The sequence below is a fragment of the Roseixanthobacter pseudopolyaromaticivorans genome (assembly GCF_043195145.2).
Taxonomy (GTDB): domain Bacteria; phylum Pseudomonadota; class Alphaproteobacteria; order Rhizobiales; family Xanthobacteraceae; genus NCEH01.
In genome coordinates, this window is sequence record NZ_CM195539.1 from 3,318,358 (window position 1) to 3,344,561 (window position 26,204).

25 protein-coding genes are annotated in these 26,204 nt (G+C 67.3%); 11 read left to right on the forward strand and 14 right to left on the reverse strand.

Translation table 11 applies throughout. The features are described from left to right. The 3 genes from proC to V5F68_RS15760 form a co-directional block, all read right to left on the reverse strand. Positions 1 to 837, reverse strand: coding sequence for a pyrroline-5-carboxylate reductase (gene proC, locus V5F68_RS15750; protein ID WP_394013461.1), 837 nt, complete (start codon positions 835 to 837; stop codon positions 1 to 3). A 65-nt stretch (positions 838 to 902) separates the two neighbouring features. After that, a complete protein-coding gene (locus V5F68_RS15755; RefSeq protein ID WP_348844495.1) occupies positions 903 to 1,403 on the reverse strand; it encodes a type III secretion system chaperone family protein in 501 nt (166 codons plus the stop codon). A 279-nt stretch (positions 1,404 to 1,682) separates the two neighbouring features. After that, positions 1,683 to 2,000 carry an accessory factor UbiK family protein gene (locus tag V5F68_RS15760; protein ID WP_394013462.1) on the reverse strand — a complete coding sequence of 106 codons (318 nt, stop codon included), beginning with the start codon at positions 1,998 to 2,000 and terminating at the stop codon, positions 1,683 to 1,685. 199 nt (positions 2,001 to 2,199) lie between these two features. Between V5F68_RS15760 and lgt the strand changes: the two genes are divergently transcribed. The 5 genes from lgt (at position 2,200) to V5F68_RS15785 (ending at position 6,767) form a co-directional block, all read left to right on the forward strand. Further along, positions 2,200 to 3,039 (forward strand): prolipoprotein diacylglyceryl transferase, encoded by an 840-nt coding sequence (gene lgt / locus V5F68_RS15765; protein ID WP_394013463.1) that lies wholly within the window; start codon positions 2,200 to 2,202, stop codon positions 3,037 to 3,039. Next, positions 3,036 to 4,175, forward strand: coding sequence for a class I SAM-dependent methyltransferase (locus tag V5F68_RS15770; protein WP_394013464.1), 1,140 nt, complete (start codon positions 3,036 to 3,038; stop codon positions 4,173 to 4,175). Before lgt ends, V5F68_RS15770 begins: the two co-directional genes overlap by 4 nt. Continuing rightward, a complete protein-coding gene (gene pgeF / locus V5F68_RS15775; RefSeq protein WP_394013465.1) occupies positions 4,172 to 4,939 on the forward strand; it encodes a peptidoglycan editing factor PgeF in 768 nt (255 codons plus the stop codon). Before V5F68_RS15770 ends, pgeF begins: the two co-directional genes overlap by 4 nt. Before the next feature lie 108 nt (positions 4,940 to 5,047). Then, complete coding sequence (locus V5F68_RS15780) at positions 5,048 to 5,725, forward strand: hypothetical protein (protein WP_394013466.1); 678 nt, start codon at positions 5,048 to 5,050, stop codon at positions 5,723 to 5,725. A gap of 88 nt (positions 5,726 to 5,813) precedes the next feature. Then, positions 5,814 to 6,767, forward strand: coding sequence for a ribose-phosphate pyrophosphokinase (locus tag V5F68_RS15785; RefSeq protein WP_348844489.1), 954 nt, complete (start codon positions 5,814 to 5,816; stop codon positions 6,765 to 6,767). Positions 6,768 to 6,831: 64 nt separating this feature from the next. On the opposite strand, the gene V5F68_RS15790 is transcribed toward V5F68_RS15785, so the two are convergent. Continuing rightward, positions 6,832 to 7,632: a phosphatase PAP2 family protein gene (locus tag V5F68_RS15790; RefSeq protein ID WP_394013467.1), complete on the reverse strand. Its 801-nt coding sequence runs from the start codon at positions 7,630 to 7,632 to the stop codon at positions 6,832 to 6,834. Between the two features lie 89 nt (positions 7,633 to 7,721). Here V5F68_RS15790 and V5F68_RS15795 point away from each other — a divergent pair, with 89 nt between their 5' ends. After that, positions 7,722 to 8,231, forward strand: coding sequence for a YaiI/YqxD family protein (locus V5F68_RS15795; protein ID WP_394013468.1), 510 nt, complete (start codon positions 7,722 to 7,724; stop codon positions 8,229 to 8,231). A gap of 256 nt (positions 8,232 to 8,487) precedes the next feature. On the opposite strand, the gene V5F68_RS15800 is transcribed toward V5F68_RS15795, so the two are convergent. Beyond that, a complete protein-coding gene (locus V5F68_RS15800) occupies positions 8,488 to 8,994 on the reverse strand; it encodes a PadR family transcriptional regulator (protein ID WP_394013469.1) in 507 nt (168 codons plus the stop codon). 350 nt (positions 8,995 to 9,344) lie between these two features. Here V5F68_RS15800 and V5F68_RS15805 point away from each other — a divergent pair, with 350 nt between their 5' ends. Beyond that, positions 9,345 to 10,259, forward strand: a complete 915-nt coding sequence (locus tag V5F68_RS15805; RefSeq protein WP_394013497.1) for a tyrosine recombinase XerC — start codon at positions 9,345 to 9,347, stop codon at positions 10,257 to 10,259. 4 nt (positions 10,260 to 10,263) lie between these two features. On the opposite strand, the gene V5F68_RS15810 is transcribed toward V5F68_RS15805, so the two are convergent. Next, positions 10,264 to 10,824, reverse strand: coding sequence for a hypothetical protein (locus V5F68_RS15810; protein ID WP_394013470.1), 561 nt, complete (start codon positions 10,822 to 10,824; stop codon positions 10,264 to 10,266). Positions 10,825 to 11,007: 183 nt separating this feature from the next. On the opposite strand from V5F68_RS15810, the gene V5F68_RS15815 reads away from it, so the two are divergent. Together V5F68_RS15815 and V5F68_RS15820 are read left to right on the forward strand one after the other, a co-directional pair. Then, entirely contained in the window at positions 11,008 to 11,415 is a 408-nt protein-coding gene (locus V5F68_RS15815; RefSeq protein WP_394013471.1) for a VOC family protein, read from the forward strand. Positions 11,416 to 11,769: 354 nt separating this feature from the next. Then, complete coding sequence (locus tag V5F68_RS15820) at positions 11,770 to 11,952, forward strand: hypothetical protein (RefSeq protein WP_348844483.1); 183 nt, start codon at positions 11,770 to 11,772, stop codon at positions 11,950 to 11,952. 55 nt (positions 11,953 to 12,007) lie between these two features. Here the strand turns inward: V5F68_RS15820 and lpdA are convergent, their stop codons facing one another. The 7 genes from lpdA to zapE all read right to left on the reverse strand — a co-directional run bounded on the left by lpdA (position 12,008) and on the right by zapE (position 22,687). After that, entirely contained in the window at positions 12,008 to 13,411 is a 1,404-nt protein-coding gene (gene lpdA, locus V5F68_RS15825) for a dihydrolipoyl dehydrogenase (protein WP_394013472.1), read from the reverse strand. Positions 13,412 to 13,524: 113 nt separating this feature from the next. Next, positions 13,525 to 14,754, reverse strand: a complete 1,230-nt coding sequence (gene odhB, locus V5F68_RS15830; protein ID WP_394013473.1) for a 2-oxoglutarate dehydrogenase complex dihydrolipoyllysine-residue succinyltransferase — start codon at positions 14,752 to 14,754, stop codon at positions 13,525 to 13,527. A gap of 51 nt (positions 14,755 to 14,805) precedes the next feature. Continuing rightward, entirely contained in the window at positions 14,806 to 17,760 is a 2,955-nt protein-coding gene (locus V5F68_RS15835; RefSeq protein WP_394013474.1) for a 2-oxoglutarate dehydrogenase E1 component, read from the reverse strand. 341 nt (positions 17,761 to 18,101) lie between these two features. Further along, positions 18,102 to 18,986: a succinate--CoA ligase subunit alpha gene (gene sucD, locus V5F68_RS15840; protein WP_509274403.1), complete on the reverse strand. Its 885-nt coding sequence runs from the start codon at positions 18,984 to 18,986 to the stop codon at positions 18,102 to 18,104. Then, positions 18,986 to 20,188, reverse strand: a complete 1,203-nt coding sequence (sucC, locus tag V5F68_RS15845) for an ADP-forming succinate--CoA ligase subunit beta (RefSeq protein WP_509274405.1) — start codon at positions 20,186 to 20,188, stop codon at positions 18,986 to 18,988. Before sucC ends, sucD begins: the two co-directional genes overlap by 1 nt. Positions 20,189 to 20,319: 131 nt before the next feature. Next, complete coding sequence (gene mdh / locus V5F68_RS15850; RefSeq protein ID WP_348844477.1) at positions 20,320 to 21,285, reverse strand: malate dehydrogenase; 966 nt, start codon at positions 21,283 to 21,285, stop codon at positions 20,320 to 20,322. Positions 21,286 to 21,505: 220 nt separating this feature from the next. Continuing rightward, positions 21,506 to 22,687 (reverse strand): cell division protein ZapE, encoded by a 1,182-nt coding sequence (zapE, locus tag V5F68_RS15855; RefSeq protein ID WP_394014003.1) that lies wholly within the window; start codon positions 22,685 to 22,687, stop codon positions 21,506 to 21,508. A gap of 315 nt (positions 22,688 to 23,002) precedes the next feature. Here zapE and V5F68_RS15860 point away from each other — a divergent pair, with 315 nt between their 5' ends. Further along, positions 23,003 to 23,311: a hypothetical protein gene (locus tag V5F68_RS15860; protein WP_348844475.1), complete on the forward strand. Its 309-nt coding sequence runs from the start codon at positions 23,003 to 23,005 to the stop codon at positions 23,309 to 23,311. A 124-nt stretch (positions 23,312 to 23,435) separates the two neighbouring features. Further along, the gene (locus tag V5F68_RS15865; RefSeq protein ID WP_394014004.1) at positions 23,436 to 25,682 is read left to right on the forward strand and encodes an FUSC family protein; all 2,247 of its coding nucleotides are present in this window, start codon (positions 23,436 to 23,438) and stop codon (positions 25,680 to 25,682) included. Between the two features lie 21 nt (positions 25,683 to 25,703). Here the strand turns inward: V5F68_RS15865 and V5F68_RS15870 are convergent, their stop codons facing one another. Continuing rightward, entirely contained in the window at positions 25,704 to 26,198 is a 495-nt protein-coding gene (locus V5F68_RS15870; protein ID WP_509274408.1) for a DUF6790 family protein, read from the reverse strand. Positions 26,199 to 26,204 lie beyond the last annotated feature (6 nt).

The following is a 26,204-nucleotide window of genomic DNA, read 5'->3' on the forward strand; positions in this document are numbered from 1 at the left end:
TCAGTTCGCCAGTTCCTTCGACCGGCGCGTCGCCGCCGCGACCGCCTTCTCCAGCAGCGGGCCGAAGCCGCCGGCAGCATCCATCAGCACACCGAGCGCGGCCGCTGTGGTACCGGCGGGCGAGGTGACGTTCGCACGAAGAGTCGCAGGCTCGGTGCCGGACTGGGCGATCAAGGCCCCGGCGCCGGCGACGGTGGCGCGCGCGAGTCGATCCGCGAGCGGCGCCGGCAGGCCAGCGGCGACACCCGCCCGGGCCAGGGTTTCGGCAAGCAGGAACACATAGGCCGGACCCGAGCCGGACACCGCAGTCGCCGCGTCCATCAGTTCTTCGTCCTCGATCCATTCGACCGGGCCGACGGCGCCGAGCAAAGCGGCGGCGGCATCGCGCTGCGCCGCATTGGTCGCGGCATTAGGGACCGCAACCGTGATGCCCTGGCCGATGGCGGCGGGTGTGTTGGGAATGGTGCGCACGATGGCGGTGCCGCGCGGCAGCGCTTCCTGCAGGAAGCCCAGGGTGCGGCCGGCCATGATGGAGACCACCACCGTGCCCGGCTTCACCAGCGAGCGCACAGTGGCCAGCACCGCCGGGGCGACCTGCGGCTTTACCGCCAGAACCAGCACGGAGGGATCGGCGATCTGCGAGAGTTCGGGATTGGGATGCGCGCCGTGGGCGAGAAGCGCGGCTGCGGCCGGACCCGGCAGGTTGGGGTCCAATACCACGGCCTTGGTGGGTTCGAGACCGAGACGGAACCAGCCGTCGAGCAAAGCTCCACCCATCTTGCCGGCGCCCACGAGGACGACGGGACCGTTCAAGGACTTCAGAAGATCGACCGACATGGGCACACCTGCATGGGCGCGGGAGCCGGTGCCCGGCTCCGCGCGCGATCGTGGGTGCCCCAGTCTTAAGCTTCTCCGACCGTATCGAAAAGCGCCGTGTCCATGGCCTCGCGGGCGGTCTTGCCGGCCCAGACCACGAATTGGAACGCCGGATAATAGCGCTCCACGGCATCGATCGCGGCGCCGAGAATGGCTTCGCACTGGCGGTCGCTCGCGGTCGCCCCGCCCGTCAGCACCAAAGCGTGACGGAACATGATGACGTTTTCCTGCGACCATATGTCGAAATGACCGAGCCACATCTGCTCATTGATGAGCGCGAGGAGCTTCAGCACTTCCGTGCGCCGGTTGTCCGGCACCTTGAAGTCAAAGGCACAGGCGAGATGCAGCGCCTCGATCTCATCCATCCATTGGAACGAGACATGGCAGTCCGTCCAGCGGCTGTTGAGCGAGAGGGTGATCTCGTCCTCGTCGGAACGCTCGAAGGACCAGTCGTGAACGGCAGCGAGCCGCTCCACCAGATCCACGGGGTTAGCCGGAGCTTCAGCTTCGATGTCGATGAGAGACATGCCTCGACCTCGCGGTTTGAGGGACGCGGAGAGGGTCGGTTACGGCAGCAACGACACTCAAAGCCAGGGCACTCAAAGCCAGCCAGGATTTGCGCGACGCAGCGTACCGGCGGCTGCACCGGCCGCCTGAGACCGGTTTGCCTTGACGATGCTGCGCCCCGTCGCGCCATGCGCGACGATCCGGCTACGAATCGCCACTAGAACCCACTATATCGCGGCGCAACGTGGCACCGCTACGACAGATTGTGGTTTAGGCTTCACACCTTGCCAGAACCTTGCTCATACGGGGCCGGGACCGGCGCCCGGCGTGCCGGAAAAGCCGCCTTCGCCCGCCGTGTGGGGCGCCTGCGCGGCAAGCTTGGCTTCCAGCTCGGCAAGGCGCTGAGCGAGCCGCTCGTTCTCGAGGCGCGCGGCGGCGACCATGTCCTTGACGACGTCGAATTCCTCGCGCTTCACGAGGTCCATGTCGCGCAGGAAACGTTCCATCTGCGAACGCGCCACGGTTTCTGCCTCGCGCCGCATCCCCTGGGCGACGCCGGCCGCGTCATTCACCAGGCGCGCCATCTCGTCGAAAATCCGGCCTGTGGTCTGGGTCATGGGAGCCAACTCTCGTTCCAATGCGCACACGGCGCATGCCTTATACCTGAACTGACAATGGGCATAGGCGCGCCGCGCCGCAAGGCCGACCCTGTGTCACCTTGACGGACGCCGCGCCTGCGGGCACATGCCACGGGTCGGCGGGCAACCGCCCGACCGTGGTGAACGCCCGTCCGGCCCACCTCCTGCTGGGGGTTTCATGATCAATTTCGCCATTCCCTTCCCGGCCCTGGACCCGGTGCTGATCGAAATCGGCCCGCTCGCCATCCGCTGGTATGCATTGGCTTATATCGCCGGCCTGCTGATCGGCTGGCAGCTTGCCCGCTGGCTGGTGACGCGCAACGCCCTGTGGGGCGGGCGTCCGCCCATGAAGCCGGTGGATCTGGACGACGCTTTGTTCTGGGCCACGTTCGGCGTCATCTTCGGCGGCCGCATCGGCTACGTGCTGTTCTACAACCTGCCCTATTTCCTCGCCCATCCGGCCGAGATCCTCATGGTGTGGAAGGGCGGCATGTCGTTCCACGGCGGGCTAGCTGGCACCATCCTGGCGCTGGTGCTGTTCGCGCGTTCGCGGCGAATCCCCGTGCCCTCGCTGCTGGACGTGGCGGGCGTGGTCGCGCCGATCGGCCTGTTTTTCGGCCGTATCGCCAATTTCATCAATGGCGAATTGTGGGGCCGCCCCTCCGACGCGTCGTGGGCGGTAATCTTTCCCACCGGCGGCAATGTGCCGCGCCACCCGAGCCAGCTTTACGAAGCCGCCATGGAGGGCGTGATCCTGTTCCTGGTCATGCTGCTGGTGGTCCGGCTCGGCGGCCTGCGGCGCCCCGGCCTTGCGGCCGGCATCTTCGGCATCGGCTACGGGCTCGGGCGCATCACCGGCGAATTCTTCCGCGAACCGGACCCGCAGGTGGGCTATCTCGCTTATGGCACCACCATGGGCATGATCCTCTCCCTGCCGGTGGTGATCGCCGGCCTCGGCATCGTGATCTATGCCCTGAGCCGTCCCGTCCATGGTTTCGATCCGGGGCCCCAGAGGTGACGAGCCCCCTGGCGCGGGAGATCAAGGCCCTGATCGCAAGCGAGGGGCCGATCTCGCTCGCGCGCTACATGGATCTGTGCCTGGGCCATCCCCGCCATGGCTATTACATGACCCGCGACCCGTTCGGGGCGGCCGGCGACTTCATCACCGCCCCCGAGATCAGCCAGATGTTCGGGGAATTGCTGGGCCTGTGGGCGCTTGCCGCCTGGCAGCAGATGGGCAGCCCCGATCCCGTGCACCTCGTGGAGTTCGGTCCCGGCCGGGGAACGCTGATGGCCGATGCCCTGCGCGCCACCCGCCTGTTGCCGGGGTTCGCTGCCGCGGCGCGGGTCCACCTGGTCGAGATCAGCCCGGTGCTGCGGGCGCGGCAACAGGCGACCCTGGCAAATGCCGCGACGGCCCATCCCATTTCCTGGCACACGCGGCTGGAGGACCTGCCGGACGGCCCGGTCCTGGTGCTCGCCAACGAATTCTTCGATGCGCTGCCCATCTCCCAGTTCATCCGCAGCCGCGCCGGCTGGCACGAGCGGCGGGTCGGCCTCGATGCCGCTGGGGAACTGACCTTCGGCGTGGATCCCCACCCCGCCCGCCTGCTGGAGGTGCTGGCGCGCCATATCCCGCCGCCCCATCCGCCCGGCGCTGTTCTGGAGCGGCTGGAAAGCCCCGCCGCCCGCGCGCTCGCAACCCGCCTCGCGGGGCAGGACGGCGCGGCGCTGGTGATCGATTACGGCCACGCGCAAAGCGGCTTCGGCGATACGCTCCAGGCCATGAAGGCCCATGCCTTCGTCGATCCCCTGGCCGAGCCGGGGGAAGCGGACCTCACCGCCCATGTGGATTTCGCGGCCCTCGCCCGCGCCGCGATCACCGCCGGGGCCGGCGCCTTCGGGCCGGTGCCCCAGGGCGAATTCCTGCTGCGCCTTGGCCTGCGCGAGCGCGCCGAGCGCCTTCAGGCGACCGCATCTCCCGTCCAGGCTGACGCGATCACCGCCGCCCTCGCCCGCCTCGCGGGCACGGGGGAGAAGGAGATGGGCGCCCTGTTCAAGGTGCTCTGCATCTGCGGCCCGGCCTTCGCCGCGCCGTTCGACCCACCGCCGGGCTTTGCCCCGTCCGAAGCCTATGCGGAGACGATCCCATGAAGGTTGAAGCCCCCTCGCTATCCGCCCTCCCCGGCATCCGCCACGGTTTCTTCACCCGGCGCGGCGGGGTCTCGCAGGGGCTTTACGACAGCCTCAACGGCGGGCTCGGTTCAAAGGACGATCCGGCCAACGTGCTGGAGAACCGCGCCCGCATGGCGCGCGAGATCGGCGTCGCCCCGGAAGCGCTGGTCGCCTGCTGGCAGGTGCATTCGCCCGAAGCGGTGATCCTCACCACCCCCTGGACCCGCGAGGATGCACCCCAGGCGGATGCGGTCGTCACCGCCGTGCCCGGCCTCGGCGCCACCATCACGGTGGCCGATTGCGGCCCGGTGCTGTTCGCCGATCCCGACGCGCGGGTCGTGGGCGCGGCCCATGCGGGATGGAAGGGCGCGTTCGGCGGCGTGCTCGAATCCACCTTGCGTCGCATGGAGGAGCTGGGCGCGAGGCGGGGCAACATCCGCGCCGCCATCGGCCCTTTGATCCGCCAGCCGAGCTATGAGGTCGGCGAGGATTTCATCACCCGCTTCATCGACGAGGACCGGTCGTTCGCGCGCTTCTTCATCGCCGCCGAGCGGGAGGGCCATGCCCTGTTCGACCTGCCGGGCTTCATCGCCCACCGCCTCGCGCAGGCCGGCGTGGGCGCCGTGGAGGACCTGAAGCTCGACACCTATTCCGACCCCGAGCGCTTCTTCAGCTATCGCCGGTCAACCCATCGGCGAGAGGCGGATTACGGCCGAATGGTGGCGGCAATCGCCCTGATTTGAGCCGGCACACAGGATTTTCACACCCGTTAACGATGCCTTAACCGTTTCTCTGGACCTGATGCCGAATTGCCGCTAACCCTCCTGTGGATCACAGACGGGGAGCGCCGCATGCCGGACGCAAGCACCAACACACGCTGGATGCATACGGTGCGGTGGGGTTCGCGCCTTCTGGTCCTGGGTGTTGGACTTGCGCTCGCCGGATGCCAGACCGATGGCGGCACCGCCGCCTCGGGAAGCCGCACCCTGTCGTTCGAATCCATCGACGGTCCGCCCAAGCCCACCTTCGACAAGCTCGTGACTCGCCTCAGCGCCGAAGCTGACGCGCAACAGGTGGCGGTGGTTTCACGCACCGAGAAAGCGGCCTACCGGGTGCGCGGCTACCTGGCCGTCCATTCCGACAAGACCACCACCTCCGTCGCCTATGCCTGGGATGTATTCGACGCCGACAAGCAGCGTGTCGCCCGCATCACCGGGGAAGAGACCACCAAGCGCGTCAAGGGCGATGCCTGGGCGGTGTGCGACGAGGCCGTGCTCTCCAAGATCGCGGGCAAGTCCATGGCGAGCCTCGCCGAAAGCCTGGGCGTGCCGCCCAGCGGCCGGGTTTCCGCGGGCCTGCCGCCCGCACCCAGCCAGGCGGCAGCGCCGGCCGCGCCCGATCCGGCCCCGGCGGCGGCGCCCGCCGCCCCCGCTGGCGCGCCCATCGGCGGCGATGGCCCGCCGGTCGCTGAGGCCGAGCCGCAGGGCGACCCGCAGCCGACGACAACGCTGGCGTTTGCGCAGCACTGAGTTTCGCAGGCTTTACAAAAGCCGTGGCGGGTGCCTACAGGTGGCCCGAATTCTTAAGGCGGCCCTGCATCGTGCGGGCGGCGTGCCAGTGTCGACCGAGAACGCATCCATGAAGCTTGTGGCTGGAAATTCGAACCGCGCGCTGTCCGAAGCCATCGCGGCCTATCTCTCCACGCCCCTCACCAAGGCGGTGGTGCGGCGCTTCGCCGACATGGAGATTTTCGTTGAAATTCAGGAAAATGTGCGCGGCGAGGATGTGTTCATCCTGCAGTCCACATCGTTCCCGACCAACGACCACCTGATGGAATTGCTGATCATCACCGATGCGCTGCGCCGCGCCTCGGCGAAGCGCATCACGGCCGTGCTGCCCTATTTCGGCTATGCCCGCCAGGACCGCAAACCCGGCCCGCGCACGCCCATCTCGGCCAAGCTGGTGGCCAACCTCATCACCCATGCGGGCGCCGACCGCGTCATGACGCTGGACCTGCACGCCGGCCAGATCCAGGGCTTCTTCGACATCCCCACCGACAATCTGTATTCCGCCCCGGTCATGGTGCGCGACATCAAGGACCGGTTCGACCTCAACAACGTCATGGTCGTTTCCCCGGACGTGGGCGGCGTGGTGCGCGCCCGCGCGCTCGCCAAGCGGATCGATGCCCAGCTCGCCATCGTCGACAAGCGTCGCGAGCGTCCGGGCGAGAGCGAAGTGATGAACGTGATCGGCAATGTGGAAGGCCGCTCGTGCATCCTGGTGGACGACATCGTCGATTCCGGCGGCACGCTGGTGAATGCAGCCGACGCGCTGCTGGCCCGCGGCGCCAAGGAAGTGCACGCCTACATCACCCACGGCGTGCTCTCGGGCGGCGCGGTGGCGCGCATCACCGCCTCCAAGCTGAAGGAACTGGTCATCACCGATTCCATCCAACCCACCGAAGCGGTGCGGGTGGCGCGCAACATCCGCGTGTTGTCCATCGGCACGCTGATCGGCGAGGCGGTGGCCCGCACGGCCCACGAGGAATCGGTCTCCAGCCTTTTCGATTGACCGGCGGCCTCCCCGCACGAAAAAGGGCGCCCCACAGGCGCCCTTTTTGTTTTGGATGCGCCGATCAGATGTCGGCTTCAGAGGAGGCATCGGCCTTGGGGGTTTCCTCCGGGGTCGGGGTTTCCGGCTCCATCTCGCCGCGGGTCTGAAGCCATAGCATCACCAGCCAGCAGGTCGCCGCCCAGGCCGCGCCCAGGGCCCAGCCGCCGAGCACGTCGGTGGGCCAATGTACGCCGAGATAAAGCCGGCTGATGCCGACGATGACGGTGACGAAGGCCGCCAGCCCCAGCAGATACACCTTCACCCGCTGACGCACCTGCGCGCGGGCGAGCAGTGCGCCGAGGGTGAGGTAGACGACGGCGGACATCATGGAATGGCCGCTCGGAAAGCTCGCCGAATACACCGCCATGCCGTGCGGCACGAGATCCGGCCGGGCGCGGTCGAACAGGATCTTCACCGTGCTGCTCAGCACCGCGCCGCCGGCGATGGAGCCGAGCACCATCAGCGCGGTCAGGCGCCGACGCACCAGAAGCAGATAGGCGATCACCGCCAGGGTCACGAGCACCAGCACCGTGGTGCCGCCGAGCGCGGTGAGGTCGCGCATGCTCTCCTCCAGCCAAGGCGGCCCGAGGGGATCCGATTTGTCGGCGGGATTGCGCAGGGCCAGCAGGATGGTTTCGTCCAGCCCCCGCGTCTCGCCCTCGGTCACCTCGCCCGCCAGGGCGAGAAAGAAATAGAGCGCGGCGGCGGTGAGGCCGACGATGGCGAGGGTGGTGCGCTCAAGCCCGCTCACCCGTGTGAAGACGGGCCCGAGAAGCGGAACGGCCTGGAGGCGCGTGCGCACGGCGGTCAGCAGCGTGTTCATGCCCGTCCCATGCAGAAGTTCGCTCCCCCCGTCAACGCGCCCCCGCACAGCGGGTTGCGGCCGGCGGGGAAGGATGCGATGCAGCGCCCATGATCGTGCCAGCGAAACAGGCCCCGAGGGAAGCGCCCATCGCGCTTTATGTGGATGCCGACGCCTGCCCTGTGAAGGCGGAGATCTATCGCGTGGCGGAACGCCACGGCCTGAAGGTGTTCGTCGTCTCCAACAGCCCCATCGCCTTGCCCCGCTCGCCGGATATCGAGCGGGTGCTGGTGCCGAGCGGACCGGATGTGGCGGACGACTGGATCGCCGAGCGCGTTTCCAAGGGCGACGTGGTGATCACCGCCGACGTGCCGCTCGCCAGCCGGTGCGTGAAGGCGGGGGCGGATGTGATCAGCCCCACGGGGCGGCCCTTCACCACCGACAGCATCGGCATGGCGCTGGCGACCCGCAACCTCATGGACGAATTGCGATCGGCGGGCGCAACCACCGGCGGACCGCCGCCATTTTCCCAGCGCGACCGCTCGCAATTCCTGTCCGCGCTGGATCTTGCGATCGTGCGGCTGAAACGGGCGGGCTATGGGGCGGGCGGCCCCAAATAGCCCACGAAACCGCGCGGCCGCGACGTGGGCGCCAAAAATGTTTCACGTGAAACAATGACTTAGCGTAGACGAATCGGGGTTTTCTGGCGCCTCTCCGCGGTTCTCCGTGGGTCTGCGGCGCACCAAACCGCGATTTCGGCCGAACGTTCGGCGCGGATGAATCCGCATCCCACGGGCCGCCCCGGCGCAGGTGCCGGGAGGGCCGCTTTTGCGCGCGAACCGGGATCCGGTTCACACAAGGGGAGCAAGGCGGCGATCACGCCTCGCGGATGTCGGCGGCGGCGCGCGCCAGGATCTCGACGATCCGCGTCTCGGTGCCGCGATTGGCTTCCAGGCGCTGGCCGGAGACCTCACGCAGGTTTTCCAGCGCGGCTTCCACCAGGCGCGGCAGCTCGGCATGCGCCGGGCCATCGCCCTCACCCCGGCCCATCCAGCGGCGGAAGCGGCTCATCTTGTTGCCGATCTCGGCGAGGCGGCCGAGCAGGGCATCGGCGAAATCGCGGTTCTGCGCGAGATAAGCCTGGCCCTCGGGGGTGATGGCGTAGCGCTTCTTGGCGCCCTCGCTCTCGGCCGTCACATAGCCCGCCTCTTCCAGGAAGGTGAGGGTGGGATAGACGATGCCGGGGCTCGGAGAATACCAGCCGGCGGTCTTCTCCTCGATCAGCTTGATAAGCTCATAGCCGTGGCGCGGCTGTTCGGCGATGAGCGCGAGGGCCAGCAGCTTGAGATCGCCTTGGGCGAGCATGCGCCCGAGGCGGAACATGTCGCCGCCGCCCCCCCGGCCGCGCCCATGGCCGCCACGGCCCCAGCCCCCTTCGTCACCGCGCGCCATTGCAAAACGGCGGTCTTCGCCATGATGGCGGCCTTCGCCGTGGTGTCTGCATCCAAACATTCTGCACTCCTGAGATATATCTAAAGATAGGCTCACGGCCTTTTATATCGTTAGATATATCTTTTCCGCAAGAGGGTGCAGCAAGAGGGGTGCAGCCCTTCGTTAAAGGGCGCACGCTAGGGTGCGCACGAATGCAGCGAGGAGAGGCCGCCATGGCCATGAACGACGCACAGAAGGCGGCGCGCGCCATAGAAGGGCTGGTCGCGCCCCTCAGCGCCGAGATGCGCGCCGCCGTGGAAGCCTGGCTCGCGCGCCTCGCCCATGAACGGCGGCTCTCAGCCAAGACGCTGGAAGCCTATGCCCGCGATCTCGCTTTGGTGCTGAACCGGCTGGCGCTGCATCTCGGCGGCGCCCCCACGCTGGCAGACCTTGCCGCCCTCACCCCGGCCGACGTGCGGGCGGTCATCGCCGGCCGCAAGGCCGAGGGCGTCGCCCCGCGCACTCTGGTGCGGCTGCTGGCCGCCGCCCGCTCCTTTGCCCGCCATCTGGAACGCGAGGGCATGGGCCAGGTGGCGGCGCTGAGCGCGGTGCGCGCGCCCAAGGTGGCACGGGCGCTGCCGAAGCCGGTCGCGGTCTCCGCCGCGCGCGCCCTGACCGATCCGCAGACCCGCGCCGGCGAAGAGAAGGATATGTGGGTGCTGATGCGCGACGCCGCCGTGCTGGCTTTGCTCTATGGCGCCGGCCTGCGCATTTCCGAGGCGCTGGGCCTTAGGGCCGCACAGATCCCGCAGCACGGGTCGATCGACCACATCACCGTGACCGGCAAGGGCAACAAGACACGCATGGTGCCGCTGATCGCGCCGGTCGTGGCGGCGGTGCGCGCCTATGTCGACGCCTGCCCCTATCCGCTCGAAGGCGAGGACCTGCTGTTTGTCGGGGCGCGCGGCGGCCCGCTCTCACCCCGCATCGTGCAACTCGCGGTGGAGCGCATGCGCGGCGCGCTCGGGCTGCCGGATAGCGCCACGCCCCACGCGCTGCGCCATTCCTTCGCCACCCATCTGCTGGCGCGGGGCGGAGAATTGCGCGCCATCCAGGAATTGCTGGGCCACGCCTCGCTGTCCACCACGCAGATCTATACCGCGCTGGACGAGAGCCATCTGATGGCGGCCTATCGCGCCGCCCATCCCCGCGCCTGAGGCCTTAGGACCGCGAGGAGAAGGCCCGGCGCCGCAGCGCCCGCACGCGGAGCCAGATGCCCCCGCCCGGCGTCGCCGCGCGGATGCGCGCCATCATCTCCTGGATGCGCAGCTTCACCGGCTCGACCTCGGCCTCCGCCCAATTCTTGATCCGCACCAGCCAGTTGAACAGGCGCGCGAACCAGCCGATGGACAGAAGCTGGGCCCGGCACACGTCGAACAGGAACGCCATGAGCGCGACGCCCACCAGCTTCTCCATGACGAGGGCGAGGCTGCCGAGGAACCAGCGCTCATGGGCGAAGGCCCACAGGGCGACGATGTAGAGCGGCTCAACCAGCGCCACCGGCACCACGAACAGCACGAGCGCGCCGTAAGGCGGCAGGCGATGGGCCCAGCGCGACAGCACGGCCTTGAACGCCTCGAACGGCAGCAGGTCCGCGCACCAGCGCACCAGGGGCGCCAGCTTGCGCCACAGCCAGGCCTCCACGAGGAAGACCACGGCGAGCACCACGAACAGCGGATGCAGGCGGCTGCGGGCGGCGGGCGGCGGAGGGGAAGAGACCATGGGGCTGACATGGCCCATCGCCCATGGCGTTTCAATGGCTCTTTGTGCGGGAAGACGAAAACTGGCGCGCGGATTGCTAAATGTTCGCGCGGGGCTGGGCGGCGGCCGGCGCGGCACAGGTGTTGCGCGCGACCGCCGCAAGGGCGCAGCCTCGCGCATCCTGTGCATCCGGAGGCCGTTTTCATGTTCGACCACATCTCGATCGGTGTCACCGATCTCGATCGTTCCCTTGCCTTTTACGAGCGCGTGCTTGCCCCCCTCGGGATCGTGCGCACCGTGCTGTATGACGAGCCCACCGGCACCCGCTCCGCCGGCTTCGGCCTCGCCGCCGACGGCCCCGACGATACGCCGCCGTTCTGGCTGGAGGAGCGCAAAGGCGCGGCCATCTCGTGCCCGCCGGGCATGCATGTGTGCTTCAAGGCGGCGGAGCGGGCGGGCGTGCACGCGTTTCACGCGGCGGGCCTGGCGGCGGGCGGCGCCTGCAACGGTGCACCCGGCCCACGCCCGGCCTATGGCCCGACCTATTATGCGGGCTTCCTCACCGATCCCGACGGCTGGCGCATCGAGGCGGTGACCTTCAGCGAGGTCTGAGAGCGGCGCCCTGCCTGCGCCCACGGGTGCCGGCGGTTGTCCCAGCCGCGAAAACAGCCTGCTCCGCCGGAGCCGGCTGCTACGCGGCGCAGCGGGGAATCATCATCGCCACACCCTGCAACCGTCAATTGCCGGGCAGGACCGGACGGCAGAGGAAATAACGTTGCGATCGTTTTCGCAGCGTCAGCAGCCGGCCCAGCAGGTCACAACCCAACGTTGGATTTCAACTTTCCGTGAACACTCCCCTTCGGGCATAAGTTTTGCCGATTTCACAGGCAAGTGCGGATTATTCGGGCTTCGCCGGCTTGCAATCCGGGAGCTAGCCTTGGGACGGATGCAACGGGAGTGAGACGGATGAGAACGACTGCAATCGCCCTGCGGGCGCTGTCGATCATGGCCTTCGCGGCCTTCGGCGCCGTCGTCATCGCCCCGGCCGGCCCGGCGTTTGCCAATTGCCCGCCGGACGCCGCCGCCGATGTCAGCACCACGGATTCGACCGTCACGGTCTCCGCGCCGATCCCCAGCAAGCGGACCTGAGTCACGCGTTCAGTGAAAAAAGGCTGGCCCCCGGTTCGGCGGCCAGCCTTTCGGCTCACATGTGGATGGCGCGCTTTTCCACCGCCATCGCCGCTTCCTTCACCGCTTCCGAGCGGGTGGGATGGGCATGGCAGGTGCGGGCGAGATCCTCGGACGAGCCGCCGAATTCCATCAGCACCGCGCATTCGTGGATCATCTCGCCCGCCTCGGCGCCGATGATGTGGGCGCCGAGCACCTTGTCGGTGGCGGCATCGGCCAGGATCTTCACGAACCCGTCCGTGGTGTTGTTCACCTTCGCGCGGCCGTTGGCGGTGAAGGGGAACTTGCCGACGTTATAGGCGATGCCCGCTTCCTTCAGTTCTTCCTCGGTCTTGCCGACGGAGGCCACTTCCGGGAACGTGTAGACCACGCCGGGGATCACGTCGTAATTCACATGGCCCGCCTTGCCGGCCAGGATCTCCGCCGCGGCAACGCCCTCGTCCTCGGCCTTGTGGGCCAGCATGGGGCCGGCGATCACGTCGCCGATGGCATAGATGCCGTCCACGCTCGACTTGAAGTGCGGATCCACCACCACGCGGCCGCGCTTGTCGGTCTCCACCCCGATCTCGGCAAGGCCGAGCCCGGCGGTGTAGGCGACGCGGCCGATGGCCACCAGGACCACGTCCGCTTCCAGCGTTTCAGCGGCGCCGCCGGCGGCGGGCTCAATGGACACCTTGAGCATCTTGCCGGACGTATCCACGCCCGTGACCTTGCTGCCGAGCTTGAAGTCGAAGCCCTGCTTGGCAAGGATGCGCTGGAAGGACTTGGCCACATCACCGTCCATGCCGGGCAGGATGCGGTCGAGATATTCCACCACCGTGACCTGCGCGCCGAGGCGGCGCCACACGCTGCCGAGCTCGAGGCCGATCACGCCGGCGCCCACCACCACCAGCTTGCCGGGCACCTTGGCCAGCGCAAGCGCGCCGGTGGAGGAGACGATGCGCTCCTCGTCGATGGTGACGCCGGGAAGCTGCGCCACGTCCGAGCCGGTGGCGATGACGATGTTCTTCGTCTCGACGAGCTGCTTGGAGCCGTCGGAATTGAGCGTGACTTCCACCTTGCCGGCGGCGAGGATCTTGCCGGTGCCGAAGAACACGTCGACCTTGTTCTTCTTCAGCAGGAATTCGACGCCCTTCACATTGCCGTCCACGCCCTTGTCCTTAAAGGCGAGCATGGCGGGCAGGTCGAGCGTGGGCGTGCTGACGCCGATGCCCATGCTGGCGAACTTGTGGCCCGCTTCCTCGAAGAATTCGGAAGCGTAGAGCAGCGCCTTGGAGGGAATGCAGCCGACGTTCAGGCAGGTGCCGCCGTGGGTGGCGCGCTTCTCCACCACCGCGACCTTCAGGCCGAGCTGGGCGGCGCGGATGGCACAGACATAACCACCGGGGCCGGTGCCGATGACGAGGAGATCGTAGGACATAAGACTACTCCGATCAGGTCGTCACGGCCGGGGCCCGGCCATCCACGTCCGCCGGGCGTCGCGTGGATGCCCGGGCACTGCCCGGGCATGACGGCGGAAGATGTTGCTTGGACTCACAGATCCAGAACGAGGCGCGCCGGATCTTCCAGGGTTTCCTTCACGCGCACCAGGAAGGTCACGGCCTCGCGGCCGTCGACGATGCGGTGGTCGTAGGAGAGCGCGAGATACATCATCGGGCGGATCACCACCTGGCCCTTGATGGCCACCGGCCGCTCCTCGATGCGATGCATGCCGAGAATGCCCGACTGCGGCGCGTTGAGGATGGGGGTGGACATCAGCGAGCCGTAGATGCCGCCGTTGGTGATGGTGAAGGTGCCGCCCTGCATGTCCTCGATGCCGAGCTTGCCGTCGCGGGCCTTGCGGCCGAAAGCGGCGATGGCCTTCTCGATGCCGGCGACCGAGAGCTGGTCGGCGTCACGCACCACCGGAACGACGAGGCCCTTCTCGGTGCCCACCGCGATGCCGATGTTGTAATAGTTCTTGTAGACCAGATCCTGCCCGTCGATCTCGGCATTCACCGCCGGGATGTCCTTCAGCGCCTGGATCACGGCCTTGGTGAAGAAACCCATGAAGCCGAGCTTGGTGCCGTGCTTCTTCTCGAAGGCATCCTTGAACTGGGCGCGCAGGCCCATGACCCCGCTCATGTCCACGTCGTTGAACGTGGTGAGCATGGCGGCGGTGTTCTGGGCGTCCTTCAGGCGGCGGGCGATGGTCTGCCGCAGCTTGGTCATCTTCACCCGCTCTTCGAGCGCGGCTTCGTTTGCCGAGGACGGCGCGCGGGCGGCGACCGGAGCCGGCGCGGCCTGCACGGCGGCGATGGCCGAGAGCATGTCGCCCTTGGTCACGCGGCCGTCCTTGCCGGAACCGTCCACGCCGGCCGGCGACACGCCGCTCTCCGCGGCGAGGCGGGCGACGGCGGGGCCGTTGGCATCGGCGGCAGCCGCCTTGGCGGGCGCGGGCTTGGCGGGCGCAGGCGCGGCAGCAGCCTTGGGCGCTTCGGCCTTCGGAGCGTCAGCCTTCGGAGCCGGCGCGGCGGCAGCGCCTGAGCCTTCGCCGAGCATGCCGAGCAGCGCGCCGACACCGACCGTCTCGCCATCCTTGGCGACGATTTCGGCCAGCACGCCGGCGGAAGGCGCCGGCACTTCCACGGTGACCTTGTCGGTTTCAAGCTCCACCAGCGGCTCGTCGGCTTTCACCGCCTCGCCCGGCTTCTTGAACCACTTGCCGATGGTCGCTTCCGTCACGGATTCGCCGAGCGTTGGAACGCGGATCTCGGTGGCCATGGGGATCGTCTTCTTTCGTTGGGGCGGGTTGTCGAGCGAGAGAGCCTGTCCTCAGGCGAGGGCGTCCTCGAGGAACGCCTTCAGCTGCGCGAGATGCTTGGACATGAGCCCGGTGGCGGTGGCCGCGGACGCCGGACGGCCGGCATAACGCGGACGCTTGGAAGCGGCGCCGATATTCTCCAGCACCCATTCCAGATACGGCTGCACGAAGGCCCAGGCACCCTGGTTCTTCGGCTCTTCCTGGCACCAGACCACTTCCGCGTTCTTGAAGCGCGAGAGTTCCTGAACCAGGGTCTTGAGCGGGAACGGGAACAATTGCTCGACGCGCATCAGATACACGTCGTTGGTTCCGCGCTTCTCGCGCTCCTCATAGAGGTCGTAATAGACCTTGCCGGTGCACAGCACGACGCGGCGGATCTTGTCGTCCGCCACCAGCTTCACCGAATCCGCCGAGGGATGCGACTGCGCATCGTCGAACAGGATGCGGTGGAACGTGGTGCCATCGGCCAGTTCCGACAGGCTGGACACCGCCCGCTTGTGACGCAGCAGCGACTTCGGCGTCATCAGGATCAGCGGCTTGCGGAACTCACGCTTCATCTGGCGGCGCAGGATGTGGAAGTAATTGGCAGGCGTTGTGCAGTTCGCCACCTGCATATTGTCTTCCGCGCACATCTGCAGATAGCGCTCCAGGCGGGCGGAGGAATGCTCCGGCCCCTGGCCTTCGTAGCCATGCGGCAGCAGGCACACGAGGCCCGACATGCGCAGCCACTTGCGCTCGCCCGAAGAGATGAACTGGTCGAACACCACCTGCGCGCCGTTGGCGAAGTCGCCGAACTGGGCTTCCCACAGAACCAGCGTGTTGGGCTCCGAGAGGGTGTAGCCATATTCGAAGCCAAGCACCGCCTCTTCCGAGAGCATCGAATTGATGACCTCGTACTTGGCCTGGTCGGCCGTGAGATGGTTGAACGGCTTGTAGCGCGCCTCGTTGTTCTGATCGGTCAGCACGGAGTGGCGCTGCGAGAAGGTGCCGCGCTCCACGTCCTGGCCGGACAGGCGGACGGGGTTGCCCTCTTCCAGCAGGGTGCAGAAGGCGAGTGCCTCGCCGGTCGCCCAGTCGATGCCTTCGCCGGTCTCGATCGCGTTGCGGCGGTTGTCGAGGAAGCGTTGGATGGTGCGGTGGACGGTGAAGCCCTCCGGCACGCGGGTGATCTTCTCGCCGATGTCCTTGAGGCGGTCGAGCGCGACGCCGGTGTCGCCGCGGCGCGGATCGTCGTCCTCGTGGATCGCCTTGAAGCCGGCCCAGCGGCCGTCCAGCCAGTCCGCCTTGTTGGGCTTGTAGGCCTGGCCGGCCTCATATTCGCCTTCCAGCCGGTCGCGCCAGGCGGCGCGGAGCTTGTCCACCTCGCCGGATTCGAGCACGCCTTCTTCCACCAGGCGGCCGGAATAGAGGTCGAGCACGCTCGGATGCTGGCGGATCACCTTGTACATGTGCGGCTGGGTGAACGAAGGCTCGTCGCCCTCGTTATGGCCGTAGCGGCGGTAGCAGAACATGTCGATCACGACAGGCTTGTGGAAGCGCTGCCGGAACTCGATCGCCACCTTGGCGCAGAAGGTCACCGCCTCGGGATCGTCGCCGTTCACATGGAAGATCGGCGCCTCGATCATCTTCGCCACGTCGGAGGGATAAGGCGAGGAGCGCGAATAGCGCGGATTGGTGGTGAAGCCGATCTGGTTGTTGATGATGAAGTGGATCGACCCGCCGGTGCGGTGCCCCTTCAGGCCGGAGAGCCCGAGGCACTCGGCGACCACGCCCTGGCCGGCGAAGGCGGCATCGCCGTGGATCAGCAGCGGCAGCACCTTCACGCGCTCGCTGTCCTTCAGCTGGTCCTGCTTGGCGCGCGCCTTGCCGAGCACCACGGGATCGACGATCTCCAGGTGCGAGGGGTTGGCGGTCAGCGAGATATGGACCTTGTTGCCGTCGAACTCGCGGTCGGACGAGGCACCGAGATGGTACTTCACGTCGCCGGAGCCCTCGACCTCGTCGGGCGCCCAGGAGCCGCCCTTGAACTCGTGGAACAGCGCGCGGTGCGGCTTGCCCATCACCTGGGTCAGGGTGTTCAGGCGGCCGCGATGGGCCATGCCGAACACGATGTCCTGGACGCCGAGGCTGCCGCCGCGCTTGATGATCTGCTCCAGCGCCGGGATCAGGCTCTCGCCGCCGTCCAGGCCGAAGCGCTTGGTGCCGGTGTACTTCACGTCGAGGAACTTCTCGAAGCCCTCGGCCTCCACCAGCTTGTTGAGGATGGCGCGCTTGCCCTCGCGGGTGAAGGAGACTTCCTTGTCCGGCCCCTCGATGCGCTCCTGGATCCAGGCCTTCTCCTCGGGCGAGGAGATGTGCATGAACTCCACGCCGATGGTCCGGCAATAGGTGCGGCGCAGGATGGCGATCATCTCGCGCACGGTCGCGAATTCAAGGCCGAGCACGTTGTCGATGAAGATCTTGCGGTCGAGGTCGGCCTCATAGAAGCCGTAGGAGACCGGGTCGAGCTCGGGCGCCTCGCGCGGCGGGGTGAGCTTGAGCGGGTCGAGGTCGGCATGCAGATGGCCGCGCATGCGATAGGCGCGGATCATCATCAGCGCCTTCACGGAATCGCGGGTCGCCTGCTGCACGTCGGTGGAGGAGAATTCGATGCCGGCCTTCTGGGCCTTGGCCTGGACCTTGTCCGCGACCTTCTTCTCGACCTCGATCCAGTTTCCATCGAGGGCCGAGACCAGCTCGCCATTGGCGTGGATCGGCCAGCCCGGCTTCTTCCAGGAAGCGCCGTCGGCATTCTTGCGAACCTGGGCGGGATCGTCGTTCAGGGCGGCGAAGAAGCTCTGCCACTGCGCATCGACCGAAGCTGGATCAGCTTCGTAGCGGGCATAGAGATCGTCGATCCACTGAGCGTTACCTCCATACAAGAAGGAGGTGGCGAGAAGCTGTTCGTTCTGGTCCGCACGCGACATGGGCTTAATCCCGGATGGCCTTGGCGCCGTGGCTTTAAGAGCGCAACTCGCCCCGAAAACCAAGCCCCAAGAGCCGAGCGCTGCCACAAATTGAGACTGAGACGGCTAAGATCCCAGCCGTTCGACCGAAACACCCCGGCTCAGCCGGAGGCATAAACGAGCGACGCCCCGTACATAAACCTGCCGCTGGGTGCACGGAAGGGACAATCCGCGTCCTTTTGGCAGCTTTATCCGCAGGGCCGAACTGCCTCCCATGCAGGCCACGCCGCCGTGGCGAAATGAGCGGCAGGCCCGCAAAAGGTGCAAATGGCCCGGCAGCGCGGCCGCCGGGCCCGTGGCGATCAGCCCTTGAGGACTTCGACGAGGGTCTTTCCGAGGCGCGCGGGCGAGGGGGAGACGCGGATGCCGGCCGCTTCCATGGCCGCGATCTTGTCTTCCGCACCGCCCTTGCCGCCCGAGATGATCGCGCCCGCATGGCCCATGCGACGGCCCGGAGGCGCCGTGCGGCCGGCGATGAAGCCCACCATGGGCTTCTTGCGCCCGCGCTTGGCCTCGTCCGCGATGAACTGCGCCGCATCCTCTTCCGCCGAGCCGCCGATCTCGCCGATCATCACGATCGACAAGGTCTTCGGGTCCGCCAGGAACAGCTCCAGCACGTCGATGAACTCGGTGCCCTTCACCGGGTCGCCGCCGATGCCCACCGCGCTGGTCTGGCCCAGGCCCTCCTGCGAGGTCTGGAACACCGCCTCATAGGTCAGCGTGCCCGAGCGCGAGACCACGCCCACCGAGCCCTGCTTGAAGATGTTGCCCGGCATGATGCCGATCTTGCATTCGCCCGCCGTCATCACGCCCGGGCAATTGGGCCCGATCAGGCGCGACTTGGAGCCGGAGAGCGCGCGCTTCACCTTCACCATGTCCAGCACCGGGATGCCCTCGGTGATGCAGACGATGAGCGGGATTTCCGCGTCGATGGCTTCCAGGATCGCGTCCGCCGCACCCGGAGGCGGCACGTAGATCACGCTGGCGTCGGCGCCGGTGGCCTCGCGCGCCTCGATCACGGTGTCGAACACCGGTAGGCCGAGATGGGTGGTGCCGCCCTTGCCGGGCGAGGTGCCGCCGACCATCTTCGTTCCGTAGGCGATCGCCTGCTCGGAATGGAAGGTGCCGTTCTTGCCGGTGAAGCCCTGGGTGATGACCTTGGTGTTGGCGTCGATAAGCACGGACATCACGCAGCTTCCTTCTTCACCGCGCCCACGATCTTCTGCGCGGCGTCGTCGAGGTCATCGGCGGGGATCACATTCAGCCCGCTCTCGCGGATGATCTGCTTGCCCAGTTCAACATTGGTGCCTTCCAGGCGCACCACCAGGGGCACTTCCAGGCCGACGGTCTTCACCGCCTCCAGGACGCCGCGCGCGATCACGTCGCACTTCATGATGCCGCCGAAGATGTTCACCAGGATGCCCTTCACATTGGGGTCCGCAGTGATGATCTTGAACGCCGCCGTCACCTTCTCCTCGCTGGCGCCGCCGCCCACGTCGAGGAAGTTGGCCGGGCTCTCGCCATACAGCTTGATGATGTCCAGCGTCGCCATGGCAAGGCCTGCGCCGTTCACCATGCAGCCGATGGTGCCATCGAGCGTGATGTAGGCGAGGTCGTACTTGGAGGCTTCGATTTCCTTGGCGTCTTCCTCGGTCAGGTCGCGCAGCTCGACCAGGTCGGGATGACGGAACAAGGCGTTGCCGTCGAAGCTCACCTTCGCGTCGAGCACCACCAGGCGATTGTCCTTGGTGACGATCAGCGGGTTGATCTCGAGCATTTCCATGTCGGTGGCGACGAACGCCTTGAACAGCACGTCGGTCAGCTTGCCCGCCTGCTTGGCGAGATCGCCGGCAAGGCCGAGCGCGTCGGCGACCTTGCGGCCGTGGAACGGCTGCACGCCGGTGGCCGGATCGACCGAGAAGCTGACGATCTTCTCAGGGGTGTTGTGGGCCACGTCCTCGATGTCCATGCCGCCTTCGGTGGACACGACAAACGAGACGCGCGAGGTGGTGCGGTCCACCAGCAGCGAGAGGTAGAATTCCTTCTCGATGTCGGAGCCGTCCTCGATATAGAGGCGGTTCACCTGCTTGCCGACCGGGCCGGTCTGGATGGTGACGAGGGTGTTGCCCAGCATCTGGGAGGCGAAGGCCTTCACCTCCTCCACCGACTTGGCGAGGCGCACGCCGCCCTTTTCGCCCGCGGCGGCTTCCTTGAACTTGCCCTTGCCGCGCCCGCCGGCGTGGATCTGGGACTTCACGACCCAGAGGGGGCCGCCGAGCTCGGTCGCGGCCTTCTCGGCCTCCTCCGGGCTAAACACCGCGATGCCGCGGGAAACCGGCGCGCCGTAGCTCTTCAGCAGCGCCTTCGCCTGGTACTCATGGATGTTCATGGGGCTTCGTCCCTAAGGGTTTCGAAGTGACCCACCCCGGACGGGGTGGAACATTTCGGAGTGTCAAAGCCGGCGGTTGGACCCGCCCGACAGGGAAACGGCGGCCCGAGAGCCGCCGCCGCACACTTAATTTACTTGCTCAGATCGGGCGCGATCTTGAGGCAAGCATCCACCAGGCCTTGAACGGCCGATACCGACTTGTCGAAATTCGCCCGCTCCGTGCGGTCCAGCTCGACCTCGACGATGCGCTCGACGCCGCCCGCGCCGATCACCACCGGAACACCCACATAGATGTCCTTGAGGCCGTATTCGCCCGAGAGATAGGCGGCAGCCGGCAGCACGCGCTTCTTGTCCTTCAGGTAGCTCTCGGCCATGGCGATGGCGGAGGCGGCCGGGGCGTAGAAGGCGGAGCCGGTCTTCAGCAGGTTCACGATCTCCGCGCCGCCGTCGCGGGTGCGCTGGATGATGGTGTCGATGCGCTCCTGGGTGGTCCAGCCCATCTTGATCAGATCGGGAACCGAGATGCCGGCGACCGTGGAATAGCGGATCAGCGGCACCATGGTGTCGCCGTGGCCGCCCATCACGAACGCGGTCACATCCTTCACCGAGACCTTGAACTCGTCGGCCAGGAAGTAGCGGAAGCGGGCGCTGTCCAGCACGCCCGCCATGCCGACCACCTTCTCCTTGGGCAGGCCGCAGGATTTCTGCAGCGCCCACACCATGGCGTCGAGCGGGTTGGTGATGCAGATCACGAAGGCATTCGGCGCGTATTTCGCGATGCCGGCGCCCACCTGCTCCATCACCTTCAGATTGATGGAGAGCAGGTCGTCGCGGCTCATGCCCGGCTTGCGCGGCACGCCGGCGGTGACGATCACCACGTCGGCGCCCGCGATATCCTCATACGAATTGGCGCCCGACAGCTTTGCATCGAAGCCCTCCACCGGGGAGAGTTCCGCCAGATCCAGCGCCTTGCCCTGCGGCGTTCCCTCCGCCACGTCGAAGAGGACGACGTCGCCCAGCTCCTTGAGGCCGGACAGAAGGGCGAGCGTGCCGCCGATCTGGCCGGCTCCGATCAAAGCAATCTTATTGCGCGCCATGTGGGAGTGTCCTCGGATACGGGCAATGGAAGCGGCCAAGGCCGAGCGGGGCTTGACTACTCCCATCCGGCAAGGGGTTCAAGACGCGCGCAGTGCACAATCGCGCCCGGAACCCCGGCTCTGCTTATAGACATCGCCCCAACGCTGCCAATTGGTCCAAGGACGAACAGGCAAGCCGGCAGTGTTCGCCGCTGCGCGCGACAGGGTGATGACGCGGTGCTCAAGTCTCCACCAGTCCGGTGGTATTGCCGGAGGCGGCGGAATCGGCGCGGCCATGGGTGCGCCCGAGATATTCGGTGGAACGCATCTCGTGCAGGCGGGAAACCGTGCGCGCGAATTCGAACGCTTCCGCCCCTTCCGAGCCTAGATAGAGCTTCTCCGGCTCCGCCGCCGCCGAGGCGATCAGCTTCACGCCGCCGTCGTAGAAGGTGTCGATCAGCGAGATGAAGCGCTTGGCCTCGTTGCGATGGTCGCCGTCCATCACCGGGATACCCTCGATCACCACCGTATGAAAGGCGCGGGAGATGCGCAGATAGTCCCCTGCCCCCAGCGGCTGTTCACACAGGTCGGCGAATGAGAAGCGCGCCGCGCCATTGCCGGCGAGCGGCACCGGAATGAGCCGGGTGTGATTGGCGATCGCGGTCGGCCGGCCGCCGTCGGGCCCGGCGACCTTCGCCCAGGCGCGATCCAGCGCCTCGTGCGCGGCGGGGCCGAGCGGCTCGTACCACACCGGCAGGCCTTCGAGCTTCTCCATGCGATAATCGGTGCGCGCGTCGAGGTTCAGCACCTCCATCTTCTCGTCGATCATGGCGATGAAGGGCAGGAAGAGCGCGCGGTTGAGGCCGCCGGCATAGAGGTCGTCCGGCTTCACGTTCGAGGTCGCGACCACCACCACGCCGTCGGCGAACAGCTTCTGGAACAGCCGACCGAGGATCATGGCGTCGGCGATGTCGGTCACGTGGAATTCGTCGAAGCACAGAAGCTGCACCTGCTTGGCGAGATCGTCGGCGACCGGCTGGAGCGGGTCCGAGGTCTTGCGCTCGCCGCGCTTCTGCGCCTGCCGCTCGGCGAAGATGCGGTCGTGCACGTCCGCCATGAATTCATGGAAATGCGCGCGGCGCTTGGCGCGCACCTCCACGCTGTCGAAAAACAGGTCCATGAGCATGGTCTTGCCGCGCCCGACCTCGCCATAGATGTAGAGGCCCCGCGGGGCGGTCGGCGTGCGGCGGTGAAACAACCAGCCCAGCGCGGAGGATTTGCGGGCGAGCAAGCGATCGCGCAGTTCCACTTCCAGGCGCGCGAACGCCTGGATGACGGTGGCCTGGGCAGGGTCGGGCGTGATCTCCCCGGCGCGCACCATGGCTTCGTAGCGGGAAAGAACGCGCGCGCCGGCCGCCATCATGTCTCCTCCAGGGCCGGGCGTAACGCGCGGCGCCGTGCGCCGCTTTAGAGCATGCGCGGCAAAAGTTGAACGATTTTCGCACGCGATTTTGCACCGCGAAAGAACACGCGGGCGGCGCCCCGCCTCGCGCCGTTCACGAAATGCGATGGATCGAGGAAACCAAGCGCGCGCTCCCGCGTTTCTTTAGCAGACCGGCCCTGAATTGAGCGCCTGCGCTGCATCCGGGCCGAACACCACATCGCAATCTGCGGGCACGCCCCGCGCCGGCGCGGTCCTTCGCGAAGGAGGGCGTGCGCCCGTTTGAAGGAGTTCGTCATGAACAAGTTCATCGCCACCGGCACCGCCCTCGTCGCGCTCACCCTGGCGGCCGCCTCCGGCATGTCCACCGCCGCGCGTGCCGACGATTCCATCAATCAGGTCAATGACAGCCAGGTGCAGCTGCGCCAGATGGACTATCTGCGCTCCCACGGCGGCTACATGCTGCTGCAGGACCAGCAGTCCCAGTCCGTGGGCGGGCGCAATTCCACCATGATCGTCCCTGCGCCGCAGGTCTATGTGCCGGTCTATTCGGTCGAGCCCGGCCCGGTGATGGTGGCGCCGTCGGGCGGCTACATCGCCCAGTAGGCTTAACGTACGGCGTCGGCGCCGCATCCCGCCTTCCCGTGGGATAGCGAGCGCCGATCGCTGGACTTTTTCCGCCTGCCATGAACCTTTGCGATCGACGCCTTGAATCGCGAAGGGGTGAGCGATGCAGGACCCGCAGGTCGGCGCATTTGACGAGCCCAGAACCTTGGTGGGTCGGCTCGGGCTCTGGCTGTCGGACCATGACCCCGGCGGCATCGACAGCACGCGCGCGCTGCATCTCGCCATCTCCTTCGTGCTGGTCATCTGCCTCGGCTACGCGACCTCCCGCGCCTTTCAGCTCAATCTCGACGTCATCTTCCCCATGGCGGGGGCCATGACGGCGCTGGTGCTGATCAATTTCACGCCCTCGGCCAGTCGCCGCACCGAAGCCATCAGCTTCGGCAAGCTGTTCGCCATGACCATCGCCCTGCTCATCGCCGTGGTGATCGCCGCGCCGGGCAACGCGCCGGCGAACGAACTGGCGATGAAGCTGCTTCTGGTGCCGCTCACCTGCATCGCCCTGTATCTGCGGCGCTTCGGCATGGAAGGCCAGCGGATGGGCATCGCGCTCATCATCATCGCCACCGTCGCCGCCGTGCTGCATCCCACGCGCATTCAGGCCGCCTGGCTGCTGCTCGCGGCGGTGCAGGGCGGCATCGTGACCTTCCTCGTCCGCTTCACCCTCACGCGCCCCTCGGCGCTGAAGGTCTATTCCACCTGTGTGGTGGAAGCCGGGGCGACCGTTGGCGAATACCTTCACCTGCTCGGCACCTGCGTGCGCTCCGGCGTGCACGTGCCCCCGCCGCCGGCGGAAATGCTGGACCGCATCAAGATCCGCGTGCGCGCGGCGCTGGTTAACGCCGCGGCGGAAGACCCGCAGGCGCGCGAATATATCGAGGCCGTGCGCTCGCTGGTCTACCGGCTGCGGGTGGCGACCCAATTGCTCGGCGACTGCATTCCCGATCCGCGCGGCTCCGAGGGGGCGTGGCGCGCACCGCTCGCGGCCTGCGCCGATCAACTGGCGCGCCATCTTGAACGCGGGCTCGGCCAGCCGTTCGAGGACCCGCAGCGCATGCGCAGCGCTATCGGCCGGCTGCGCGAGGCGGCGATGGTGCCCGATATTTCGGCACAGGAACAATTGGCGCTGCTGCGCGCGGTCACGGCCTTCGACCGGCTGTTCCTGGTGGTGACCGACCTCTCGCGCCTGGAAAGCGTGGACACGTCCCGCTGGAACGTCCCGCCCGAGGCGGCCGCCGGGCTCATTACGCCCGGCCCGGCCCCGGCAGGCACCACCACGGCCCCGGCCGCACCGAAAGGCATGCCGTTCTATACCAAGGTGGCCATCCAGGGGCTGGTCGCCACCAGCATCACCACAACGCTCGATCTCGCGGTGGGGCTGGACCACGCCTATTGGGCGACCATGACGGTGATGTTCGTGCTGGGCAACAGCCTGGGCGAAACCTATGTGCGCGTGCGCTATCGCACGGTGGGAACGCTGGCCGGCGCGGTGATCGGCATCGCGCTCGTGGTGGGGCTGGACCGGAACGTATGGCTGCTCGCCGCCGCCTGCCTGATCGCCCAGATGATCGGCCTCGTCACCCAGCGCGACCGGTACGACGTCGCCTCGGCCGCGACCGGCCTTTCGGTGGTGGTGGGACTGCACCTCGTCACCGGCCTCGGCGCGGACGGCATGATCGCACGCATCTACGAGACCGCCATCGGCGCGGTCATCGCGCTGGTGGTTTCGTTCGTGGTGCTGCCGGTCTATGTGGCGGACCAGATCCGCAACCAGGTGATCGGCATGGTCAGCCAATGCCGGGCCGCCTTCGCCAATTGCTGGCCGCGCAAGGGCAGCGTTCCCGGTGAGATGGGCAATGTGACCGCCGCCCTCTCCGCCGATCTGCGGCAATTGTCGGAACGCCTGCCGCACATCGGTGCGGAAACCTCGCTCGGCCATCGCTCGGCGGGCGACGTGGTGACGCTGGTCTCCACCCTGGAGATCCTCATCACCTATCTCGCGCTGCTGGAGGATGTGGCGCACCGGCTGGACACGCTCTCGCCCCCGCCGGAGACCGTGACCATCCTGGAAGCGGCGCGCGCCCGCACGCTCGCGGCGTTCGACCAGGCGCTGGGCCTCGCGACACCGGCGGCGAACCCGGGCGCGGCGCCGGAACTCGACGCGGCGGTCTCCGTCGCGCTGGAGATGGCGGGCGACCAGGGCACACGCCGCCTGCTGCCCTTCGTGGCGGATTACCTGAGCTTTTCCGAAGCGGTGCTCCGCCCGCTCGCCGATCTCGGCGCGCTGCTCAACCCGGCAACCCAGCCCCATGCCGCCAAGCCCGTCGTCCATAAGGAGCTGGAGGCGGCCTAGGGCGCGAGGGAGACCGCAGGATCAGGCGCTGTTCCTGCGTGCCAGCAGGTACAGCACGGGCAACAGCACGGCATGCACCAGCGTGATGATCAGCAGCGCCCCGAAATTATCCGCCGCGGTGTTTCCGGCATAAATCGCGTCGCGGATATGTCCATAGGCGACGCCGATGGAAAACAGCGAGAGATAGCCCACCACGGGCCCCTTGAAATCCAACGTGCGCCAGAAGGACACGATGGCGACGAGACCGATCGCCGTATCCGCCACGCCGATTTCAAACTGGAACGGGCTGACCGCCCAGCCAATGCTCGCCGCCGCAATACGCGGGAATAGAATGTGAAAAACGCCGGCCCAGGCGTAAGCGAGGCCGGCCGACAGAAGCAGCCATCCCAGCAGACGGGCCGGAAAATAGGCCGGGGTCCGTGTCACCGCCGCCAGTACGAAGGCAGCAACGAAGAGTATTTCCGGAATATTTCGCAGCACGAATTCGATTGTGCTTTGGATCATCCCGCCCCCCATCGCCCC

Bases quoted from the DNA above. Each gene is read 5' to 3' on its own strand.
- odhB (WP_394013473.1), bottom strand. From the start codon at position 14,754: ATGGCCACCGAGATCCGCGTTCCAACGCTCGGCGAATCCGTGACGGAA.
- V5F68_RS15795 (WP_394013468.1), top strand. From the start codon at position 7,722: ATGATCGTGCCAGCGAAACAGGCCCCGAGGGAAGCGCCCATCGCGCTT.
- lgt (WP_394013463.1), top strand. From the start codon at position 2,200: ATGATCAATTTCGCCATTCCCTTCCCGGCCCTGGACCCGGTGCTGATC.
- V5F68_RS15760 (WP_394013462.1), bottom strand. From the start codon at position 2,000: ATGACCCAGACCACAGGCCGGATTTTCGACGAGATGGCGCGCCTGGTG.
- V5F68_RS15835 (WP_394013474.1), bottom strand. From the start codon at position 17,760: ATGTCGCGTGCGGACCAGAACGAACAGCTTCTCGCCACCTCCTTCTTG.
- V5F68_RS15780 (WP_394013466.1), top strand. From the start codon at position 5,048: ATGCCGGACGCAAGCACCAACACACGCTGGATGCATACGGTGCGGTGG.
- mdh (WP_348844477.1), bottom strand. From the start codon at position 21,285: ATGGCGCGCAATAAGATTGCTTTGATCGGAGCCGGCCAGATCGGCGGC.
- V5F68_RS15865 (WP_394014004.1), top strand. From the start codon at position 23,436: ATGCAGGACCCGCAGGTCGGCGCATTTGACGAGCCCAGAACCTTGGTG.
- proC (WP_394013461.1), bottom strand. From the start codon at position 837: ATGTCGGTCGATCTTCTGAAGTCCTTGAACGGTCCCGTCGTCCTCGTG.
- V5F68_RS15820 (WP_348844483.1), top strand. From the start codon at position 11,770: ATGAGAACGACTGCAATCGCCCTGCGGGCGCTGTCGATCATGGCCTTC.
- sucC (WP_509274405.1), bottom strand. From the start codon at position 20,188: ATGAACATCCATGAGTACCAGGCGAAGGCGCTGCTGAAGAGCTACGGC.
- V5F68_RS15755 (WP_348844495.1), bottom strand. From the start codon at position 1,403: ATGTCTCTCATCGACATCGAAGCTGAAGCTCCGGCTAACCCCGTGGAT.
- V5F68_RS15790 (WP_394013467.1), bottom strand. From the start codon at position 7,632: ATGAACACGCTGCTGACCGCCGTGCGCACGCGCCTCCAGGCCGTTCCG.
- zapE (WP_394014003.1), bottom strand. From the start codon at position 22,687: ATGATGGCGGCCGGCGCGCGCGTTCTTTCCCGCTACGAAGCCATGGTG.
- V5F68_RS15805 (WP_394013497.1), top strand. From the start codon at position 9,345: ATGCGCGCCGCCGTGGAAGCCTGGCTCGCGCGCCTCGCCCATGAACGG.
- V5F68_RS15815 (WP_394013471.1), top strand. From the start codon at position 11,008: ATGTTCGACCACATCTCGATCGGTGTCACCGATCTCGATCGTTCCCTT.
- V5F68_RS15870 (WP_509274408.1), bottom strand. From the start codon at position 26,198: ATGGGGGGCGGGATGATCCAAAGCACAATCGAATTCGTGCTGCGAAAT.
- pgeF (WP_394013465.1), top strand. From the start codon at position 4,172: ATGAAGGTTGAAGCCCCCTCGCTATCCGCCCTCCCCGGCATCCGCCAC.
- V5F68_RS15810 (WP_394013470.1), bottom strand. From the start codon at position 10,824: ATGGTCTCTTCCCCTCCGCCGCCCGCCGCCCGCAGCCGCCTGCATCCG.
- sucD (WP_509274403.1), bottom strand. From the start codon at position 18,986: ATGTCCGTGCTTATCGACGCCAACACCAAGGTCATCACCCAGGGCTTC.
- V5F68_RS15860 (WP_348844475.1), top strand. From the start codon at position 23,003: ATGAACAAGTTCATCGCCACCGGCACCGCCCTCGTCGCGCTCACCCTG.
- lpdA (WP_394013472.1), bottom strand. From the start codon at position 13,411: ATGTCCTACGATCTCCTCGTCATCGGCACCGGCCCCGGTGGTTATGTC.
- V5F68_RS15800 (WP_394013469.1), bottom strand. From the start codon at position 8,994: ATGTTCCGCCTCGGGCGCATGCTCGCCCAAGGCGATCTCAAGCTGCTG.